Source organism: Cryobacterium inferilacus, assembly GCF_019599185.1.
Taxonomy (GTDB): Bacteria; Actinomycetota; Actinomycetes; order Actinomycetales; family Microbacteriaceae; genus Cryobacterium; species Cryobacterium inferilacus.
In genome coordinates this window covers 38687-58465 of record NZ_JAIEUL010000020.1, presented here as the reverse complement: position 1 = coordinate 58465, position 19779 = coordinate 38687, and the positions used below count along the sequence as shown (strand labels likewise).

19 protein-coding genes are annotated in these 19779 nt (G+C 63.4%); 8 read left to right on the top strand and 11 right to left on the bottom strand.

Going from position 1 to position 19779, the window contains the following annotated elements; translation table 11 throughout:
* Nucleotides 1-129: 129 nt before the first annotated feature.
* From K2F54_RS15775 to K2F54_RS15740, 8 genes are all read right to left on the bottom strand, one after another.
* Complete coding sequence (locus K2F54_RS15775; RefSeq protein WP_220606806.1) at nt 130-1026, bottom strand: F510_1955 family glycosylhydrolase; 897 nt, start codon at nt 1024-1026, stop codon at nt 130-132.
* A 52-nt stretch (nt 1027-1078) separates the two neighbouring features.
* Nucleotides 1079-2437, bottom strand: coding sequence for a M23 family metallopeptidase (locus K2F54_RS15770; RefSeq protein ID WP_255577187.1), 1359 nt, complete (start codon nt 2435-2437; stop codon nt 1079-1081).
* Entirely contained in the window at nt 2434-3276 is an 843-nt protein-coding gene (locus K2F54_RS15765; protein ID WP_220606805.1) for a M23 family metallopeptidase, read from the bottom strand. The genes K2F54_RS15770 and K2F54_RS15765 overlap by 4 nt, the downstream gene beginning before the upstream one ends.
* 129 nt (nt 3277-3405) lie before the next feature.
* A complete protein-coding gene (locus K2F54_RS15760; protein ID WP_220606804.1) occupies nt 3406-4017 on the bottom strand; it encodes a DUF305 domain-containing protein in 612 nt (203 codons plus the stop codon).
* Nucleotides 4018-4108: 91 nt separating this feature from the next.
* Complete coding sequence (locus K2F54_RS15755) at nt 4109-4501, bottom strand: hypothetical protein (RefSeq protein WP_220606803.1); 393 nt, start codon at nt 4499-4501, stop codon at nt 4109-4111.
* A gap of 184 nt (nt 4502-4685) precedes the next feature.
* Nucleotides 4686-6998, bottom strand: a complete 2313-nt coding sequence (locus K2F54_RS15750) for a heavy metal translocating P-type ATPase (protein WP_220606802.1) — start codon at nt 6996-6998, stop codon at nt 4686-4688.
* A complete protein-coding gene (locus K2F54_RS15745) occupies nt 6995-7162 on the bottom strand; it encodes a heavy metal transporter (RefSeq protein WP_255577186.1) in 168 nt (55 codons plus the stop codon). The genes K2F54_RS15750 and K2F54_RS15745 overlap by 4 nt, the downstream gene beginning before the upstream one ends.
* A 70-nt stretch (nt 7163-7232) precedes the next feature.
* Complete coding sequence (locus tag K2F54_RS15740; RefSeq protein WP_220606800.1) at nt 7233-8477, bottom strand: IS256 family transposase; 1245 nt, start codon at nt 8475-8477, stop codon at nt 7233-7235.
* A 514-nt stretch (nt 8478-8991) separates the two neighbouring features.
* Here K2F54_RS15740 and K2F54_RS15735 point away from each other — a divergent pair.
* From K2F54_RS15735 to K2F54_RS15725, 3 genes are all read left to right on the top strand, one after another.
* Nucleotides 8992-11424 carry a heavy metal translocating P-type ATPase gene (locus K2F54_RS15735; RefSeq protein WP_220606799.1) on the top strand — a complete coding sequence of 811 codons (2433 nt, stop codon included), beginning with the start codon at nt 8992-8994 and terminating at the stop codon, nt 11422-11424.
* 145 nt (nt 11425-11569) lie between these two features.
* A complete protein-coding gene (locus tag K2F54_RS15730; protein WP_308287700.1) occupies nt 11570-12250 on the top strand; it encodes a winged helix-turn-helix domain-containing protein in 681 nt (226 codons plus the stop codon).
* A gap of 83 nt (nt 12251-12333) precedes the next feature.
* A complete protein-coding gene (locus tag K2F54_RS15725; RefSeq protein WP_308287699.1) occupies nt 12334-13374 on the top strand; it encodes a HAMP domain-containing sensor histidine kinase in 1041 nt (346 codons plus the stop codon).
* Between the two features lie 196 nt (nt 13375-13570).
* Here K2F54_RS15725 and K2F54_RS15720 read toward each other — a convergent pair whose 3' ends face one another.
* Nucleotides 13571-13882 (bottom strand): thioredoxin family protein, encoded by a 312-nt coding sequence (locus K2F54_RS15720; protein WP_220606797.1) that lies wholly within the window; start codon nt 13880-13882, stop codon nt 13571-13573.
* A gap of 149 nt (nt 13883-14031) precedes the next feature.
* On the opposite strand from K2F54_RS15720, the gene K2F54_RS15715 reads away from it, so the two are divergent.
* Nucleotides 14032-14400 (top strand): ArsR/SmtB family transcription factor, encoded by a 369-nt coding sequence (locus K2F54_RS15715; RefSeq protein ID WP_220606796.1) that lies wholly within the window; start codon nt 14032-14034, stop codon nt 14398-14400.
* Between the two features lie 35 nt (nt 14401-14435).
* Nucleotides 14436-15452: a DMT family transporter gene (locus tag K2F54_RS15710; protein WP_308287698.1), complete on the top strand. Its 1017-nt coding sequence runs from the start codon at nt 14436-14438 to the stop codon at nt 15450-15452.
* A gap of 58 nt (nt 15453-15510) precedes the next feature.
* Here K2F54_RS15710 and K2F54_RS15705 read toward each other — a convergent pair whose 3' ends face one another.
* Nucleotides 15511-16500: an arsenic resistance protein gene (locus tag K2F54_RS15705; protein ID WP_220606794.1), complete on the bottom strand. Its 990-nt coding sequence runs from the start codon at nt 16498-16500 to the stop codon at nt 15511-15513.
* Between the two features lie 86 nt (nt 16501-16586).
* Between K2F54_RS15705 and cmtR the strand changes: the two genes are divergently transcribed.
* A complete protein-coding gene (gene cmtR, locus K2F54_RS15700; RefSeq protein ID WP_220606793.1) occupies nt 16587-16940 on the top strand; it encodes a Cd(II)/Pb(II)-sensing metalloregulatory transcriptional regulator CmtR in 354 nt (117 codons plus the stop codon).
* A 122-nt stretch (nt 16941-17062) separates the two neighbouring features.
* Here the strand turns inward: cmtR and K2F54_RS19360 are convergent, their stop codons facing one another.
* A complete protein-coding gene (locus K2F54_RS19360; protein ID WP_255577184.1) occupies nt 17063-17197 on the bottom strand; it encodes a hypothetical protein in 135 nt (44 codons plus the stop codon).
* Nucleotides 17198-17221: 24 nt separating this feature from the next.
* On the opposite strand from K2F54_RS19360, the gene K2F54_RS15695 reads away from it, so the two are divergent.
* Both K2F54_RS15695 and K2F54_RS15690 read left to right on the top strand, forming a co-directional pair.
* Nucleotides 17222-19051: a heavy metal translocating P-type ATPase gene (locus tag K2F54_RS15695; RefSeq protein ID WP_374107303.1), complete on the top strand. Its 1830-nt coding sequence runs from the start codon at nt 17222-17224 to the stop codon at nt 19049-19051.
* Between the two features lie 66 nt (nt 19052-19117).
* Entirely contained in the window at nt 19118-19771 is a 654-nt protein-coding gene (locus tag K2F54_RS15690) for a DsbA family protein (protein WP_220606791.1), read from the top strand.
* Nucleotides 19772-19779: the final 8 nt, after the last annotated feature.

Sequence of the window (19779 nt, the reverse complement as noted above, 5' to 3'; positions counted from 1 at the left end):
GAAGAGGGCATAAAGTGGATCTGGAATGGTCCCAGTTGGATGGAACTGACGTCTGGGCTGGGGATGCTGGCTAAAACGTTCATGGGCTCGGTGTCGTTTCTTGGATTGTCACGGTGTGTGAGTGGTGTGTCAGGGGGTGGTGACGTCGCTGAGGACTGGTGTCCACGTGGCACCGAAGTCCGCAGAAGCGCTGATACCGCGAGGGTCGGCGACCAGGATCCAGGGGGAGCTCCCGCCGACGGCGTGCAGGGCTTCTGGTGCACCCTGCGCCTGGCCCGTCTGCGTCCAGAGGCCGGATGGTTCCTGTCGCCACAGCGAGCCGGCGGGGTCGACGCCAACGAGTTCGCCTCCGGCGCTTTCATCAAAGATGTCCACAAGCAGCAGGACGGGCGAGTCGGAAACGGAGCCGAAAGTGCGGCCGCCGTCTGAACTCTCGATGAGTCCGTCCGCCGTTGTCGCGATGACTCGATCGGGGTCCGACGGGTCTGCTGTCAGGTCCCGGATCGGTGCCGTCGCACCTGTGATCCAGGTGGAACCGCTGTCGTCGCTGACTAACAGGGCGCCTTGTTGCGCGTCATACCCGTAGACGCGGAGTTCGCCGGCGGGCAGGGCCACCGTGTCGAGGTCATGAAAGTCTGTCTGCCCGCCCAGCGATATCGTCTCCCATGTTTGCGCCTGGTCGCTGCTCGACACTAAACCCAAGTTGGGCGCCCTGGAGGCAGATTGTTCTGCGGGGTCCGGGTGGCCCGACATGAAGAGCACCCCGGAAGAGGAGACCGTGAATCCCATGGCGTCTGGGGCGCGGCCACCGATCTGAACAGGCTCTGTGTCTGCGGGCCGGGGCGAACCGGTGAGATAGGTGTCCGGCAAACCGTTTGTGGGAATCAGCCACACACCTTCATGAGTTGCCGCGTACGTGTTTCCGGTCGAGGGGTCGGCGCCCAGGCCGTGGATGTGCTCGAACGCGGTACTCGGATTAGACGGGCTCGACGGGACTTCGGCTGTGGCGCAGCCGGCAAGGGCCACCGCTGCTCCCGCAGCGATCAGCCCCGTCACGGCGAACTGAGGCCGGCGCCGCCTAGCCAAGGGTGATTCCTCGAGCGCTCATGAACGGCTCTGGATCGATGCGGGCGCCATCAACTCGAGTCTCAATGTGTGAGTGGCAGCCGGACGACGCTCCATTGGTCCCGACCAACGAGATCGTCTGCCCGGCGGAGACCTGCTGGCCGTTACTAACCAGGTTTTCGCTGTTATGGGCGTACCCCGTCTGGACTCCGTTCCCGTGCTCGATGAGGACCCAATTGCCGTAGCTGCCGAGGTACCCGGAGTAGATGACGGTGCCTCCCGTTGCGGCTTTGACCGGCACGCCGCATCCGGCAGCGATGTCCGTGCCGTAGTGGAAAGCGCCGACGCCGGCTACGGGTCTGACAGGGCGTGGCCCAAATGGGGCGCTAATCCAGCCAGAGACGGGCAATGCCCAGCCTTGGCCGCTGAGCTGACCGGAGTCCGCCCCTGACCCTGGCCCACCCGACCCTCCCGAGCTGCGCGTGGATGCCTGGGCTGCGGCTGCGGCTGCGGCTGCGGCTGCAGCGGCAGCGGCCGCGGCCTCGGCAGCGCGTCGGGCTTCCTCACCTTTGGCGAAGTCGGCTTCTGTGGCGGCGCGTCCCTCGGTCAGGACGGCTAGTTGTGCTTGCATTGTGCCGGCGTTTGCTTGTTGCTCGGCGAGTGCGACCTCCACTGCGGCGCTAGCGGCGATGGCCTGGGTGAGGGCGGTCTCGGCCTCCTTGGCTAAGGCGCCGAGTTCGTCCTGTGCCACCTTCGCCTGGTCGGTGAGGGCGGTTGCAGAGTTTCGGTCTGAGGCGGCCTGATCGTAGACCGCGGCGGAACGTTCCGTGAGTTTGCTCATGGCCCCCAACTGATACAACAGGGACTCGGTGCCATCTCCCGCCATGAGGATGGCCAGCGAAAGATCAGGGCCTCCACTGCGGGCAAGTCCCGATGCGAGCTGACCAGCCTGTTCGCTGGACAACGTGGCTTGCGCGCCGGCCTCGTCAGCCTGGGCCTGCAGAGTTGTGGCGCGGTACGTGGCATCGTCGAAGGCGCCCTGAGCCTGCTCAAATTCGGCACCTCGACGCGTGGACTCTTCTTGTGCGGCAGCGACGTCGGCCGTCAGACCGGAGATCAGGGTGTTGAGTGTGTTGATCTGGGCTTGTTGGGAAGCTTCGTTTGCTCTCGCGTTTTCAACATCCGACCAGGACGGATACTCGGCTGCGGCTGCGGCTGCGGCTGCGGCTGCGGCTGCGGCGGCTGCTGCTGCTGCGGCCGGCTGGGCGGCCCAGCCCGCGCCCGATACCAAGCTGAGGACCAAGGCAGCACCCGAAAGGGCTTTCAGGGTACGCCGTTGCATGCGGCGTTGATCGCGTTTCGGGTTGGTCATGACGTGCTCACCTTGTCTGTCAACCAGGCGTACGGGTCCGTGGGGATGTCGCCGTCGAGGAGGATTTCGAAGTGAAGGTGTGGGCCGGTGCTTTGGCCGGTGTTGCCAACGTTTCCCACCAGCTGGCCGACGAGGACGGGGTCACCGACGGCAAGCGCCAGGGTGCCTTCCCCCATATGGGCATACAAGCTGCTGACGAGACGCCCGTCGATCATGTGGTCGATGATCGCGTACACACCCAGTCCGCTCTTATCGGTGCTGGAGACTTCCCTCACGACGCCGTCCGCGACCGCCTGGATCGGGGTATTCACGCCCGGATTCATGTCCAAGCCTTTGTGGAAGCTAGAGCATCCGTCGCACGGTGGAATCCGCGGGCCAAAGTCAGTAGAGATCGGCACGCCAACGAGGAAGGGCCATTGGATCGCAGAGCCGAGATCATTTGTATAGGTGTTGGCGGTCTGGGAGTAAACGCCCGGGAGCGAGTCCTCAGTCCGCAGCGTCTCCTGGATGGCTTGAGAAGTGAACGAGTCCTGGGCGACAGTGATGGTTCCGCTCTCCGACGTCGTTAAGTTCTGCACTGCCTCATCGTTTCGTTCAGTCGGCGCCGCGAGGGTCTGCGCGTAGGGGTTCACGGCGAGAGCTGGCAGGGACACGCTGACGGCGAGGAGGGCAGCGAACGCTAATGCGACCGCGGAAGACACTTGTTTGCGAACGCTGACTTTCATGCGGCGGGCTGGTCGACGGGTCACGGGGAGTGGCCGTTGTGCTCGACGACGCCTGTGCGGGTTTTTCTCGGCCAGGCGCAGTTGTTTGCGGGAGAAATCGGGTGATGCGGTCATGAAGAGAGGGTCCTTGCGATCACGATGGCGCGCTCCATCTGCGCCTCAGGCAGGCGAGGAGACGGAATCCGCGATGGGCACGCCGCGGATGGGGGCCGCGATGCGCGGCCCCGATCCTAAGTGGGAGTTCTAAAGGGTGGCGAGGATGTCGTTCATGACAGCAATCTCGGCGGTCTGGCTATCCACGATGTTCGTGGCCATGTCCACCGCGTCTGGGAACTGTCCCTCGTCGACCTCGGTCTGCGCCATCGCAATGGCGCCCTGGTGATGAACAATCATCTGCTCGAGGAAGAGCTTCCCGGCGTCTTCTGAGGGCGCGGACTTGAGGGCGTTCATGTCGTCGTCAGACATCATGCCGTCCGTGCCGTGATCCATCTCGGACATGTCCATCTCGCTGGAGCTGGTGTCATCCATGCCCCATGCTGTGAGCCAGGAATCGAGTTGCTTGATTTCGGGTTCCTGGGCGGCCTTGATCTCGGTGGCCAGGTCCACGATCCGCTGGTCGATGCCGTCCTTCGCGAGGAGGTCGTCGCTCATTTCGACGGCCTGTTCGTGGTGGGGGATCATCATCTGGGCGAACTCGACGTCCGCGTCGGCGAAATCGACCGAGGAGGCGGAGGACTCGGCGGAGCTGGGGGCGGCGGATGAGCCGGTGTCCGTGGTTCCGCCAGCGCAGGCACTGAGAGTGAGTGCTGTCGCGATGGCCGCGGCAGTAAGGAGGTATGTACGTGGCTTGGGCATTGTTGTTCCATTCAGAGTCAAACGTAAGAAACCGGTTCGCCATACGGCGTCGTGAAGGCAGGCGTCAAGTGACGCGAGGCCAATGCCGGCTTTAGGTGCGACTGATGGAAAGAACGACCAAGCTAGGCCGAAAAAGATGAAGCGCAGGGCCCTGGAATAGGGAGACGACGCGCCCGCCCGCGTCGAGCAGGCGCCGATGCGTGGCCGGGGAGCGTGCGAGAACGATGAGAGCAGCAAGGACCAGCAGGATGGCGCAGGTCATCGCCCACATGGCACATTCGAGCATGCAGTCGGCGCAGCCCAACAGTCCGACCTCGGCGTGCGCCACTAGGGGGATCATCGCCGCTGTCGCCGCGACCGCCACGTCAGTTCGGAAGTCAGGGCCACTCGCGATGGTGTCGGAATGTGCGGTGGACTCGGCTGCCCCCGACGCTACGCCGTGCTCCCCGATCATGGAGTGCATGGCCAGGATGCCCAGCAGCATGGCTCCCAGGACAAGAACGGCCGTGAACGCGTGTGCGAGGACGGGCCTGTGGCGACGGCCAGCTACGGAATTGCCGTGCGGGTCCATGTCACCTCCAGTATCAATCAAACCAGGTAGCAAACGCTGATATCCCAAAAACGTATCGGCACTTGACAAAGTTAAGCTGGGAATGCCGGAGTGCAGGTCAGCTGATCTCGACCGGGTGAGCCTTCAGGCTGGGGGAGGTGGTCTTCGTCACACGTAAGTTGAGCCCTCGAAAGCCGCGCAGTCGCAGGCTGTTGCTGACGACGAAGACCGACGACAGCGCCATGGCGGCACCGGCGATCAGCGGGTTGAGCAGGCCCAGCATCGCAAGAGGGATCGCGGCCACGTTGTACGCAAAAGCCCAGAAGAGATTGGCCTTGATGGTGGCCAGGGTGCGTCGAGAAAGCCGGATGGCGTCGGCGGCAGCGACCAGGTCGCTTCGTATCAGGGTCAGGTCGCTGGCTTCGATGGCGACGTCGGTGCCGGTACCCATCGCGATGCCCAGGTCTGCGGTAGCCAGCGCCACTGCGTCGTTCACTCCGTCGCCGACCATGGCCACCACCCGGCCGGCTCGCTGGAGTTCCCGAATCACTTCGGCTTTCTCGGCCGGGAGGACGCCAGCGCGAACATCGGCGATGCCCAGTTCAGCACTGACGACGCGCGCCACGGTCTCGTTGTCACCGGTGAGGAGCACGGGCTGCAAACCCAGGCGACGAAATTCTTCGATTGCGGCGGCGCTGGAGTCCTTGACGACGTCTGATACCGCCAGGATGCCTTGCGCCTGCCCGTCCCAGGCGACGGCTACAGCTGTCTGCCCGTGCGATTCGCAAGAGGACAAGGCGAGCTTGAGCTCGCTGGGGAGCTCGATTGACCAATTCTCACTGAGCCAGCTGGGGCGTCCCACCAGCACGACGCGTCCGTCCACAATGGCCTGCACACCGAGACCATCGGTAGACGAGAACGACTCCGGCGTCGGAAGGGTCAGCACACGCGCCCTCGCTCCGGTCACGATCGACTTGGCGATCGGGTGTTCTGATCCCGACTCTGCAGCGCCGGCGAGAACGAGGAGTTCCTCGTCGGTGACGTTTCCATTCGGGTGGACAGCAACGAGGGTCATCTGCCCGGTTGTGACGGTGCCGGTTTTGTCGAGAACGATGGTGTCGACTCGTCGAGTCGACTCGAGAATTTGCGGTCCCTTGATGAGGATGCCCAGTTGAGCGCCCCGACCGGTTCCGACGAGCAGAGCCGTTGGCGTGGCTAACCCGAGGGCACAGGGGCAGGCGATGATTAGTGTCGCCACCGCTGCGGTGAATGCCACCACGGGGCCGGCCCCGACCAGAAGCCATACAACGAGGGTGCCCAGGGCGAGGGCAATCACGATGGGCACGAAAATGGCAGATACTCGATCAGCGAGTCGTTGCACCTCCGCTTTGCCCGTCTGGGCCTGTTCGACCAAGCGCCCCAACTGGGCCAGCTGAGTATCGGAGCCGATACGCGTTGCCTGGATCACGAGACGGCCACCGGAGTTCAAAGTGGCACCAACCACTGCATCGCCGGGGCCGACCTCGACCGGAACGGACTCTCCGGTGAGCATGCTCGCATCGACCGCCGAGTTACCCTCGACGACGGTGCCGTCCGTGGCGATTTTTTCACCGGGCCGCACCACGAAATGGTCACCGACGGTCAGAGAAGACGTGGGCACAGTTGTTTCGACGCCGTCACGCAGCAGTGTTGCCTCTTTGGCGCCCAATTCGAGCAAAGCACGGAGGGCTGCGCCCGATTGCTTCTTCGCGCGCGCCTCGAAGTATCTCCCGGCCAAGATATAGACCGTGACAGCCGACGCAACTTCGAGGTAGATTTCGTGCGCAGCGCCGCCGGGTTCTGTCGTGAGGCTGAAGCTCATCGTCATTCCGGTCATCCCCGCGGTACCGAAGAACAGAGCGTAAAGCGACCACCCGAGTGCCGCGAGCACTCCCATGCTGATCAAGGTGTCCATAGTCGCGGCACCGTGCCGCAGGTTGACCCAGGCAGCGCGGTGGAACGGCCAGGCACCCCAGATCGCTACGGGGCCGGCGAGTGCCAGGGCAAGCCACTGCCAGTTCGAGAACTGGAGGGGGGCGATCATGGACAGCGCCACGACCGGTGCTGCTAACACCGCGGAAATCACGAGCCGCTGGCGAAGACTTTCAACTTCGTTATCGGCCTCGGTGGGCAGTGCTGTCCCGTCAGGCGTGGGGCTCACGGGACGGGGGAGAACGGCCGTGTATCCAGTTGCCTCAATTGTGGCGATGGCATCCTCAACGGACGTCCCGTCCGGAATGAACACGCTCGCCTTCTCCGTCGCGTAGTTGACTGTGGCTTCAACGCCCGTCATCCGATTCAACTTCTTTTCGATCCGTGCTGCACACGAAGTGCAGGTCATTCCACTGACGACAAGATCGACCTGCATGCCACTCACCTGCATGTCACTCATGGTGTCTCGAGGACCAGTTCGTAGCCCGCTTCATCGATAGCGGCGGCAATTGCCGCCGGGTTGACCGGGCTACTGCTGGACACAGTCACCAGGGAGAGGCCGCCGGGAGCGAGGTCGACGCTGACGCTGTCAGTACCCGCTACTTTGCCTAATTCGGTGGTCACGCTTACGACGCAGGTCACGTCCCGCTGAGTGGTGGAATTTCTCAACACCATGCAGGTCAGTGGTTCTAGTCTAGGCGGCGGCGAGTTCGGGCAGGATCACCGCCTCGTCGAGGACCTCGACGGGGTTGTTCATGGTGGCCAGCTCGAGCATCGAGGCTTCGGAGAAGTAGCGTCGTTCGCCGGCTTCCCACTCGTCGTGCTGCTCAATCAACACGGACCCAGCCAGGCGCAGCAGGGCGGCGGCGTTGGGGAAGACGCCGACGACGTCGGTGCGGCGTTTGATCTCCTTGTTGACCCGTTCGAGCGGGTTCGTGGACCAGATCTGGCGCCAGTGCCGCCTGGGGAACGCGGCGAAGGCGAGCAGGTCGGGTTGTGCGTCGACGAGCATCGCGGCGACTTTCGGGTGCGAGCGGGCGAGCATGGTGGTGACCTCGCGGAACTGCTTCTCGATGTGCTCACGGTCGGGCTGGGCGAAGATGGTGCGGATGATCGACGCGACCATGTCTTGGGAGCCTTTCGGGATCACGGCGAGGACGTTGCGCATGAAATGCACCCGGCAGCGCTGCCAGCCGGCGCCTTGGAACACGGTCCCGATGGCCTTCTTCAGGCCCGTGTGAGCGTCAGACATGACGAACTTGACTCCGTCGAGGCCGCGGGTCTTCAGAGACCGCAGAAACGACGTCCAGAAGCCTTCGTTCTCGCTGTCGCCCACGTCGAAGCCCAGGACTTCACGGCGGCCGTCGGCGGCAACGCCGACCGCGACGACGATGGCTTGGGACACGATCCGGTGCCCGACGCGGGCCTTGCAGTAGGTCGCGTCGAGGAACACGTACGGGAAGTCCTGCGCGGCGAGGGTGCGGTCGCGGAACTGGGCGACTTCGGCGTCCAGGCCGGCGCAGATTCGGGACACTTCGGACTTGGAGATCCCGGTGTCCGCGCCGAGGGCTCTGACCAGGTCGTCGACCTTTCGGGTCGAGACGCCGTGGACGTAGGCCTCCATCACGACGGCGAACAACGCTTGGTCGACCCGGCGACGCCGCTCGAGCAGGGCGGGGAAGAACGACCCGGCGCGGAGCTTGGGGATCTTCAAATCGAGGTCCCCGGCCGTTGTCGACAGCGTCCTCGGCCGGGTGCCGTTGCGGTGAGTGGTGCGGTCGCCGGAGCGTTCGAACGGGGCGGCGCCGATGAACGCGGTCGCTTCCGCATCGATGAGTTCTTGGTAGAGAGTTTCGGTCGCGACGCGGATTCGGTCGGTGACATCGGTGAGTTTGAGTTCTCCCAGCAGGTCGAGCAGGGCAGACTGGTCTAGAGCCATCGTGTGGTGTCCTTTGTGAGTTCTTTGATCGGTACTCACTGACCATCCCACGGTGGCTCTTCACGTTGGCGAGGCAACGCTCAAGAGCGGGAAATCACACCACTCACAGGGACGTAACCACGACGCAGTGAGAGCAGGTCATCCCTGCAACCCGGAAGCTGCTCGAAAAGCCCGGAGTAGCGGTGGGTGAAACGTCGGCGACGCTTGAATGTGAGCCGTGAGCGCACGCGCAGGATGAGTCCGTGAGGCCGAGGTCATTTTCTCTACCAATAAGCATGATCAGAAGTTCCCTTCGTTGCTGACGGTTTGTTCCGCCACGTCTACCCCTGGGGGGTACATCGAACTATACCCCCTTGGGGTATCAAGTCCACCCGATCGCCTGAAAGCTGCACTTCGAAGACGTGGAACCAACCGGCCCGCAGGCCTTTGTTGACAGATACCCTAGGGGGGTATAACGTCGGCCCTGTGGGACGCGACCGTCATCTCTCGAAAGCGCAAAGAAGGGAACCTGCCCATGAGCACCGAAGGGGTATCAGCAGTGATGGAGGTTGGCGGCGTGCAGTGGGCGTCATCCAAAGCAGTCGCCGAATCCATGCTGGGCCGCCGACCTGGAGTCATTCGCGTGGAGGCAAATCCGGTCGCCCAGACCGCGGTAGTCACCTATGACCCCGGTCAGACGTCCGTAGCTGAGCTAACCCGCTGGGTCCGAGACTGCGGATATCACTGCGCGGGCCGTTCGGTTCCTGATCACATATGCGATCCTCAAGAGAGCTCCCAGAGGGCGAGCGACAAGTCTCAGTCGATGGGCATGACTCACATCTCGTCCATGCCGCATGAGGGGCACGGCCAAGCCGTGACCCACGAGGGGCACGCCATAAGGACAGCTCAGGACACGATGGGCCATGGCGGGGCCCACGCAGGCATGTCGATGGATGCCATGGTGCGGGACATGCGCAATAGGTTCCTGGTGGCGGCGATATTGTCGATACCGATCATTCTGTGGTCGCCGATTGGACGGGACGTGATCGGCTTCACGGTGCCGGCACCGTTTGGCCTTCGGGATGACGTCTTTTCGTTGATTCTGTCTCTCCCGGTGATCTTCTACGCGGCCTGGATCTTCTTCGATGGTGCGTTCCGAGCGCTGCGAGCTCGAACTCTGGACATGATGGTGCTCGTTGCGGTGGGAGTGGGCTCCGGGTGGCTGTACAGCGTGATCGTCACGTTGACCGGCGGCGGCGAGGTGTTCTATGAGGCGGCCACGGTCTTGGCCAGCTTCGTGCTGTTAGGCCACTGGTTTGAAATGCGGGCACGCGGTGGAGCGAACGATGCCATTCGCACGCTGTTAGAGCTCGCACCTTCCATGGCGATCGTCCTCCGTGATGGTGAGGCGATCGAAGTGCCCACCGCTGAAGTAATTCCCGGCGACCTGATGATGGTGCGGCCTGGCGCCAAGGTCCCGACCGACGGAGTCGTGGAGGAGGGCGATTCGGACATCGATGAGTCCATGGTGACGGGCGAGAGCCTGCCGGTGGCAAAGTCCGTCGGATCGGCCGTCATCGGCGCAACGGTCAACACCACCGGAACACTCAGGGTGAGGGCGACGAAAGTTGGCGCAGATACCGCTTTGGCCCAAATCGTCGCCCTGGTTCAGGAAGCCCAGAACTCTAAGGCACCCGGCCAACGCCTGGCTGATCGAGCCGCGTTCTGGCTCGTTTTGGTCGCCCTGATCGGCGGAGGGCTCACACTGGCGGCGTGGCTTTTCACGGGGGCTAGCCTCCCGACCGCCATCCTCTTTGCAATCACAGTGGTCGTCATCACCTGCCCTGATGCGCTCGGATTGGCCACGCCAACGGCAATCATGGTCGGCACCGGACTGGGAGCGAAGCGTGGCGTGCTGTTCAAAAACGCCACCGCCTTGGAAATCGCGGCTCGAATCGACACGGTAGTAATGGATAAGACCGGCACCCTCACCAAGGGCCAGCCAGAGGTCACAGACTTCCTCACCATCGGCTACGACGAGCAAGCTCTCCTGGCTCTCGTTGCCGCCGTCGAGAGGGAATCTGAGCACCCCCTTGCCGGTGCCGTCGTGGACTACGCCACCAGTAGGAACGTGCCGATTCTAAACGCGTCGGATTTCCGAAACGTTCCAGGCCACGGTGCCGGAGCCACGGTAGACGGCCGCCGGGTGCTCGTGGGCAACCGCAAACTTCTTCTCGATCAGGGAGTAGATGTAGAACCAGTCATCCCGCAACGCGACGAGCTGGCGGCGACGGGGCGAACGGCAGTGCTTATTGCTGTCGACGGCCGGGCGGTCGGGGTCGTAGCTCTTGCTGATGCCGTCCGAGAGACCGCGTCCTCCGCAGTAGAAGCGCTTCATGACGCAGGAATTGAAGTCGTGATGTTGACCGGCGACAACGAGGCCACCGCCCAGCGAATTGCGTCAATGCTGAAGATCGACACGATCATCGCCGAGGTGCTGCCAGAGGAAAAGGCAGCGAAGATCGCCGCGCTACAGCAGGCGGGAAGGCGAGTTGCTATGGTCGGTGACGGCGTCAACGACGCTCCCGCTTTGGCTCAAGCTGACTTAGGAATCGCTATCGGAGCGGGGACCGACGTCGCCATCGAGACCGCGGACGTAGTCCTCATGCGCTCCGACCCGCTCGACGTACCCATCGCCCTGCGCATCGGAAAAGGAACCGTTCGCAAGATGCGTCAGAACCTCGGGTGGGCCATCGGGTACAACGTGATCGCCCTCCCGATCGCAGCGGGGATCTTTTACCCAGGGTTCGGTATCAAGCTCAGCCCGGAGATCGCCGCGATCTCTATGTCAGGCTCAAGCGTCATCGTCGCCGTCAATGCACTGCTGTTGAAAAGGCTGCACCTGCCGGACTCGGCTGACACCCAAGCGGCAATGACGAAACAACCGGCGGTGAGCGAAACCCACTAGTCAGGTTTTTGACAAAGATTGACTGGGGATATGGGCTGCAGCCGCTCATGAGAGCGCTCCGGGATCAACCCGGAGGGACAATGAGACCATGATGTCAACGACCTTCAGGCCACAGGCCACTGCGGAGCCGCGTCCGAGAGTCTTGGTGGTCGACGACGAGGTACCGCTGCTCGAGTTGGTGGCCGGCTACTTGGAGCGAGATGGGTTCGACGTTGAGACGGCGGCCGACGGCCAGTCCGCCGTGACGAAGGCACGAGATTGGGCCCCCGCCATCATCGTTCTCGACCTGGGCCTGCCAGGGATGGATGGCATTGAGGTTTGTCGTACCGTGCGCACCTTCACTGATTGCTACATCATCATGCTGACCGCGCGGGTCGAGGAGATCGACAAGCTGGTCGGTCTCTCTGTCGGAGCAGACGACTACCTGACCAAACCATTCAGCCCCCGAGAGCTCGTGGCTCGAGTGCGCGCTATGCTCCGCCGACCGCGCCCCAGCGAACAAGCCGCCGCGCTCGGCACACCGCCTCTTGTCTTTGGCTCCCTTCAAATCGACGTCGCCGGCCGCGAAGTTCACCGAAGCGGTGAACCGGTGCACCTGACCCGCACCGAGTTCGAGGTGCTGGTGGCGTTGGCCGGCCAACCTCGAATTGTCTTCTCGCGGCAGCAACTCATTGATGCCGTATGGGGAGACGGCTGGATGAGCGATCCGCATTTGGTGGACGTGCATATCGGGCATGTGCGGCGCAAGATCGGTGATGATCCATCGTCACCGGTCTTCATCCGGACAGTGCGCGGAGTTGGCTACCAGATGGGCGTCGGAGCGTGAGCAGAACAGGCACTCGGGTCCCTGGCCCTAGGGATCTCAGCGCGCGCCTGCTCGGCGCCATCCTCGTCGTTGTACTCGTCGGGGTGGCAACTGCCTGGGTCGTGGTTGTTGGGATCGGCCCAGCCATTTTCCACGCACACATGATGGGCATGGGAGGTTCCGGGACCAGCTCGACTCAACATGCCGAAGAAGCCTTCCGAACCGCATCAATGGTCTCCCTGGCCGTGGCCCTCGTCGCCGCCATGGCAGCCTCGGTCGGCGTCAGCCTGTTTCTCTCGCGCCGGATCACGCGGTCCCTGACACCGGTCACTGAAGCGGCTGGCCGGGTTGCGGACGGGGACTACACGGCGCGTATCCCCGCTGTGGGCCTCGGCGCGGAGTTTGACGACCTGATCTCGGCTTTCAACTCGATGGCCACCGATCTCGGCCGGATCGAAGCAACCAGAACGAGAATGCTGGGCGACCTGGCGCACGAAATGCGTACTCCGATCACCACGATCGGCGCCTACCTTGAAGCCATCGCCGATGGCGTCCAGGAAGCTGATCCGGCAACTCTCACGATACTGGGGGACCAGGTTACTCGTCTGACACGGCTGAGCGAGGACGTCGCCATCGTGACCACTGCAGAGGAAGGCCGGCTCACCATGCGCCGACGATGCCTGCCTGTCGCCCAGGTAGTCGCTGATGCTGTGGCCCAGGCGACGGCGCAATACACTGCCCAAAACGTGACGCTGATGGTCACTATGGCTGGAGGTGCCCGGGACGCCGCTATCAGTGGGGACAGCGATCGCATTGGTCAGGTCCTGACAAATCTCCTCGACAACGCGGTTCGACACACCCCGTCCGGGCGCGAGGTGAATATCTCTGCCGCGGTAATCGGTAGCAAGGTGGTGATGGCCGTGTCCGACGAGGGGGATGGAATTCCGGCCGAGCACATTTCGCATGTTTTCGAGCGGTTTTACCGAGTGGACGCCAGCAGGGACCGCGCCCATGGTGGTTCGGGCGTGGGTCTGGCGATCGCTAGGTCCATCACCGAGGCCCACGGCGGAAGTATCCGAGCTGAGAGCGCGGGTGTCGGCCGTGGCGCTACCTTCACGGTCGAGTTCTCTTTACTCAGCCAGTAACGCCGATGACACCGCGTTTCCCCGTGTCCGAGTGTCTCAATCGTTGTGGACGAGCACGCATCGTCAGTTGTCGCGATGCAGCCGTAGGGCTATCCAGAGGCCGCATCGTCGACAGACGAAGCCAACTGTACCCGCCAGAGCGTGCACTTGGTGACGCTGCAAAGTCCTTTCGCAGCAGGAACAAACTGCGGTCGTGTCAGACGCCACGAGAAGCGATTGCTTTCGTGAGTTGCTCAGTAGTAGGGAGCCCCGCGAGTCCCGAGGGCGTGAAATAGATCCGGCAGGCAAGATCTGTCGTTCGGCCATCTGTAGCGAATAGGTCTTCCCCGTCAAGGGTGATTGTGGGGGAGCCGGCGAACGATACTTCGGCTGCCTCGTCGGGCGTCCGAAGAAGCCGGTAGCTGATCGGCGTGCGTGAGTACCCGCCCATGGCAAGCGCATCTTCAAGTCGGCGGCCAACCTCAACCCAATTCGGGCAGTCATCAATGTATAGGACTTCGATCTTCATGTATCAATCATCCTCCCAAAGTGGCGGTCGAGCGGTGGCCGGGGGCAGCGATCCTCGCTGGCCGTTGGCGATGGTCGGGGGAGAGTCCGCAATCTCGAGCTGTGGAGGCGCACGGGGCGCTCAAACGATTGGTATGTAAGAATCTGCGTATGGATGCAGATAAGTCGACGTGCGGTCGTGACCCGGCGGGCCCGTGTGTGGAGCTCGCGGTCGAAATATTCTCGATGCTCGCCGATGCCACCCGGGTACGGATCGTCCTTGCGCTGCGAGACGGAGCGCTGCCCGTCAACCGATTGGCCGACATCGTCGACAAGACTCCGGCCGCCGTGTCGCAGCACCTCGCGAAGCTCAGGCTGGCCCGGATCGTCTCGACCCGACACGAGGGAACGCGGGTGTTCTACAGGCTCGCGAACGAGCACGCGAGCCGACTGGTCAGTGACGCGATCTTCCAGGCCGAACACGCCCTGAGTAACACGCCGGCCCATCACCAGGGCATGGATGGCCGGGTGACCGGCTGATGCTGCGCGCGTTCACGAATGTCGGTGTTCGAGCTGTGTTGCTGTCAGCGGTGCTCTTCGGTGCCGGCACACCGCTTGCCAAGCTGCTTCTCGACGATGACGTGAGCCCGTGGCTACTCGCCGGGCTTCTGTACTGCGGATCGGGGTTGGGCCTCGGTCTGTACCGGCTGATCCGTCGTGCCCCTCGGGTGCGCATCACGCGCCCTGAGGTGATGCCCCTCGCAGGGGCAGTGTTCTTCGGCGGTGTAGCCGGGCCGGTGTTGCTGATGATGGGCTTGTCGAACATGCCGGCGTCCGGCGCTTCACTGCTTCTGAACGCTGAGGGAGTGTTCACGGCGGCGCTGGCCTGGTTCGTGTTCAAGGAGAACTTCGACCGTCGAATAGCGCTCGGCATGCTCGCGATCGTCGCCGGCGCGGTGATTCTCAGCATTCCGTTGGGTGCAAACTTTGGCAGTCCCTGGCCGGCCCTGGCGATTCTCGGTGCCTGCCTGAGCTGGGGACTGGACAACAACCTCACCCGAAAGATCGCCCTCAACGACGCCACCTGGCTCGCCGCGGTTAAGGGTGGGGTCGCCGGACCCGTCAACCTCATCCTCGCGTTCTCACTCGGCGCCCAGCTGCCCGGTGCGTTCAGCATCGCGGCCGCTATGGTCGTCGGCCTTCTCGCCTACGGCATCAGCCTCGTGCTCTTCATTGTCGCGATGCGCCACCTAGGCACAGCCAGGGCCGGTGCCTATTACTCCGTTGCCCCCTTTTTTGGTGCGGTGCTCGCGATAGCACTCGGAGATGCGCTCAGTTGGCCCGTGATCGTTGCCGGCCTGCTCATGGCGGTTGGCGTCTGGCTGCACTTGACCGAGCGGCATCAGCACGAGCACACCCACGAGGTGATCACTCATGACCACCGGCACACCCACGACGAGCACCACCAGCACCACGACGAACCAGCTCAGGAGGTCGGCGCGAACGGCTGGCACAAGCACGTTCACACCCACGAACCAATCACCCACACCCACGAGCACTACCCCGACAGCCACCATCGGCATTCCCACTGACCTCACTGTGCTGTGGTGGATACTGGCGGTTCGCGACGTGGCTCCGATACGGGTGCGCCTACGTTGCGATCTTCTCGGCGCCTCTGCGGGTGTGGCGGGTGAGGCGGGGGATCAGGCGTACAAAGATAATCATTCCGACGAGTTCAACAAGCGTCTGTGTCACGACCGCCAGCGGTGCGATCGAGAGCGATGCCGGCAGTGCCAGCGCCAGGGGAAGGACCACCAGGGAATTCCGGGTGGCCCCGGAGAAGATCACCGCGCGAACGGCGCTCACGTCAAGTCTGGCGAGCTTGCCGGCGGCCAGGCAAATGCCGACCATGATGGCGAGGAAGGCGACGTAGATCGGTACGACGCGGAGTAGCGTTTCCGCCTGCGCTCCAACGGCGGTGATCTGTGACCCGACGACAACGGCTAGTGTGGCCATCATCAGCGGCACCATCCCGGCGGCCATAACATCCTCGATCACGCGTCCCGCTCTGAATCTCCGGCCGGCGGCCTGGACGAGTGCTGCGGCCGCGAGAGGGATGATGATCAGGATCACGAACGCTTCCGCGAAGGGGTGCAGGTCGATGAGACCAACGGCTTCGGGTCCGGCGAAAAGCAGCAGGTAGAGGGGAAGCAGGACGATCTGGAGCAACATCAGGAGCGGCGCGGCAGCGAGTAGGCGTGCTTTGGCGCCGCCGGCAAGGCCTGTGAAGACGATCACATAATCCACACAGGGCGTGAGTAGAACCAGCAAGACGCCGAGTAGGAGTCCGCGGTCGTCAGCGACGAATCTGGACAGTGCAAACGCAACGAGTGGCACCACCAAGAAGTTGACGACGAGGACCGTTCCGAGGAATCGAATGTCTCGGAAGGAGCGGCCGACTTCGATCAGCGGCACACCGAGGAACGTGGCAAACAGCAGTAACGCAAGCACGGGGTTGATCGCGAGCGTCAAGCCGGGTGCGCTCAGCGGCGCGAGAAGTCCGACCGCCGCGCCGACAGCGATCGCCACCAGGTACAGCGCGATCTGACGGTTGTCCCACCACTCGATAACCTTGCGCACCACGCCAGCTTAGGGATCCCTGTGCAGCCTGTGCATTCGCCGCTGCCGTTCGCCTTCACGTCAGCGACGACTGTAATGTCATAGTCATGCTCACTGTTGCCTCGCGTCTTGATGTGATGAACCGCCTAGGCCGGGCGATGGCTGATCCCACCCGGTCACGGATACTGTTGTCGCTAAATGAGCAACCCGCGCACCCTGGAGAGCTCGCCGAAGCATTGGGATTGACGCGCTCCAACGTCTCCAACCATCTCACCTGCCTCCGCGGATGCGGGATCGTTGCCGCGACACCTGAGGGACGCAGCACACGATACGAGATCGCGGATCCGCACCTGTCGAAAGCTGTGCTGGCAATGCTTGACGTCGTACTGGCCGTTGACGACGGTGCCGAGTGCGCAGACGAGAACTGCGACGTGCCGTTCTGTTGCGAGGCGTCGGCATGAGCGCCGGATGCTGCGATGACGACGAGACCTCCGCGCCTCCTGCACGACGAACTTTGGTCGTAAGGCCCCGCCGGGAGAACGATGGATGCTGCGCGGCGGAAGACGCGCCGGCCGCACTGACTTTAGGTGTACGCCCGGTCGGGGCGTCTGCCAGCGTTCACAATCACGACGGGGAAGATCGGCTCGAGCCGAGTCCCGGAGCGGGTGGGCACGTTGAGGGCGAAGGTAGCGACGACCAGGCGAACGCCGAGGAGCACGTTCCCTGGCTGCGAGACCTGAACGTGCTCATTCCAGTAGCGGCCGGCGTCCTGTTGCTGATCGGCTACCTGATGGAATGGGCCGGCCTCGAGCTGGTCGGGACGATCGTTTTGGGGGCGAGCCTGGTGGCCGGGGCCTCGACGTTTGTGCCCGGGGCCGTCCGGAGGCTCCTGCGTCGGAAGCTCGGTGTCGGCCTGTTGATGACGATCGCTGCGGTTGGCGCAGTCCTACTCGGTCACATCGGCGAAGCGGCGGCGCTGGCGTTCCTCTTCTCGATCGCAGAGGCGCTCGAGGACCGGGCGATGGACAAGGCTCGTGGCGGGCTGCGAGCTTTGCTCGCTCTCCTGCCCGACACGGCAATCGTGTCCCGGCTTGGCGGCGAAGTGACAATTCCTGCGCGCGCCCTGCGCGAGCTGGACATCCTCGTCGTGCGTCCGGGCGATCGGGTTGCCACTGACGGCATCGTCGTTTCCGGGCGAAGCAGCCTGGACACCTCAATGGTCACGGGCGAGTCGATCCCGGTTGAGGTGGGACCGGGGGACAGCGTCGCGGCCGGGTCGATCAATGGTGGCGGAGCACTGATGGTCGAAGCGACAGCGGACGGTACCGACAACTCCCTCACGACGATTGTAAGACTGGTCGAGCAGGCGCATGCCCGTAAGGGCGACCGGGCTCGCCTTGCGGACCGGATCGCCAAGCCTCTCGTGCCGGCGGTGCTGATCGCGGCCGGTCTTATCGCGCTCTTCGGCGTTCTGGTGGGAGACACCGAGACCTGGACCGAGCGTGCATTGGTCGTGCTGGTCGCGGCGTCGCCGTGCGCATTGGCGATAGCTGTACCTGTCACAGTTATATCGGCCATCGGTGCCGCAAGTCGATTTGGGCTGATCATCAAGTCCGGTGAAGCGTTCGAACGGCTTGGGACTGTTCAGTTGATCGCGTTCGATAAGACCGGCACGCTTACTCGCAATCGGCCTGAGATCGCCGACGTGGCGACCATCGACTCGGTCGATCGTGACGAAGTCCTCCACGTGGCAGCCGCACTCGAGGCGCACAGCACTCATCCCCTCGCGGCCGCGATCCTGGCCGCAGTCCCGGCCGTTGAGCGCGCCACTGACGTTACCGAGTATCCCGGAGACGGTGTCACGGGGACGTTCTATGGCCAACCTGTGCGGATCGGAAACCCACGTTGGGTGTCCGCCGGTGCGCTCGCTGACCGGTTAGGCCTGATGGAAGAGAACGGGATGACCGTTGTCGTCGTCGAGCGCGCAGGCACCGTTGTTGGCATCATCGGGATTCGGGACGAACTCAAACCGGAAGCTGCTGACACCATCGCGGAGCTGAAACGACATCACATCGGGTCCGCGATGCTCACGGGCGACAACACCCGAACGGCTCAGGTCCTGGCGCGACAGGTCGGTATTTCGGAGATTCGCGCTGAGCAGAAGCCGGCCGATAAGGCCGCGGCGATCCGCGAGTTTCAGAAGCATCGGCACACCGCGATGATTGGCGACGGTATCAATGACGCGCCTGCGCTGGCGACAGCGGATGTCGGCATTGCGATGGGTGCAGCCGGCTCCGCCGCTGCGATCGAGTCCGCAGACGTTGCCTTCACCGGCACCGACCTTCGCCTGATTCCCGCCGCGCTTGTGCATGCCCGACGGGGCCGTCGAATCATGACCGCGAATATTGCTCTCGCGATCGGCGTGATCGTTGTCCTGTTCCCCCTCGCGCTCACGGGTGTGCTGGGGTTGGCCGGGGTGGTTCTGGTGCATGAGCTGGCGGAAGTTGTGATCATCGCCAATGGAATCCGCGCCGCTCGCCGCCGCCCGGCTCTGGAGGCGACCGCCACGTAGGACCCGACTCCGCCGTACTGCCCGACACACTTCTGCCGACCATCGGCCTGACAGAAAGAACCACCCATGAAGACCATAACCAAAATCAACCTCGGCGTCGGTGCCGCCGTCCTCATCGCAGTGGCCGCCGTCATTGCGGTGGCTGCTCAACCGGCGGCCGCACCCAAGGGCACGTCGGCTGCGGCCCCCACCTCGGTGCTAGAAGAGAACACCCATCGCCTCGACGTCGCGCCGGATGGGAAAGTGACCCTCGTAGAGTTCCTCGATTTCGAATGCGAGGTTTGCGGTGCTGTCTACCCCTACATTGAGCAGGCTCGTGAGGACTACGCGGGCCGGGTCACTTTCGCTACCCGGTATTTCCCGATTCCGGGACACCGGAATTCCCAGACTTCGGCGGTCGCGGTGGAGGCTGCCGCCCAGCAGGATGAGTTTGAGGCCATGTATAACAAAATGTTCCAAACGCAGGCTTCCTGGGGCGAGAGCCAGGAGTCGAAAGCGGATCTGTTCCGCACCTACGCGGAGGAACTCGGCTTGGACATGGCACAGTATGACGCCGATGTCGCCGACCGAGCCACCGTCGAGCGCGTGCAGTCGGACTTCGATGCCGGTCGCGAACTCGGAGTGGAAGGAACTCCTACGATTTTCGTTAACGACGAGAAGATCCTGCTGGAGAATCCAGAGGACATTACGGCAGCCCTCGACGCCGCGCTCGCCCAGTGACTCGTTCA

Excerpts from the sequence above, each read along its gene's own strand:
- K2F54_RS15750 (WP_220606802.1), bottom strand. The coding sequence starts at position 6,998 with ATGAGTGACATGCAGGTGAGTGGCATGCAGGTCGATCTTGTCGTCAGT.
- K2F54_RS15765 (WP_220606805.1), bottom strand. The coding sequence starts at position 3,276 with ATGACCGCATCACCCGATTTCTCCCGCAAACAACTGCGCCTGGCCGAG.
- K2F54_RS15755 (WP_220606803.1), bottom strand. The coding sequence starts at position 4,501 with ATGCTGCTGGGCATCCTGGCCATGCACTCCATGATCGGGGAGCACGGC.
- cmtR (WP_220606793.1), top strand. The coding sequence starts at position 16,587 with ATGCTCACTGTTGCCTCGCGTCTTGATGTGATGAACCGCCTAGGCCGG.
- K2F54_RS15735 (WP_220606799.1), top strand. The coding sequence starts at position 8,992 with ATGAGCACCGAAGGGGTATCAGCAGTGATGGAGGTTGGCGGCGTGCAG.
- K2F54_RS15760 (WP_220606804.1), bottom strand. The coding sequence starts at position 4,017 with ATGCCCAAGCCACGTACATACCTCCTTACTGCCGCGGCCATCGCGACA.
- K2F54_RS15715 (WP_220606796.1), top strand. The coding sequence starts at position 14,032 with ATGGATGCAGATAAGTCGACGTGCGGTCGTGACCCGGCGGGCCCGTGT.
- K2F54_RS15720 (WP_220606797.1), bottom strand. The coding sequence starts at position 13,882 with ATGAAGATCGAAGTCCTATACATTGATGACTGCCCGAATTGGGTTGAG.
- K2F54_RS15770 (WP_255577187.1), bottom strand. The coding sequence starts at position 2,437 with ATGACCAACCCGAAACGCGATCAACGCCGCATGCAACGGCGTACCCTG.
- K2F54_RS15740 (WP_220606800.1), bottom strand. The coding sequence starts at position 8,477 with ATGGCTCTAGACCAGTCTGCCCTGCTCGACCTGCTGGGAGAACTCAAA.
- K2F54_RS15690 (WP_220606791.1), top strand. The coding sequence starts at position 19,118 with ATGAAGACCATAACCAAAATCAACCTCGGCGTCGGTGCCGCCGTCCTC.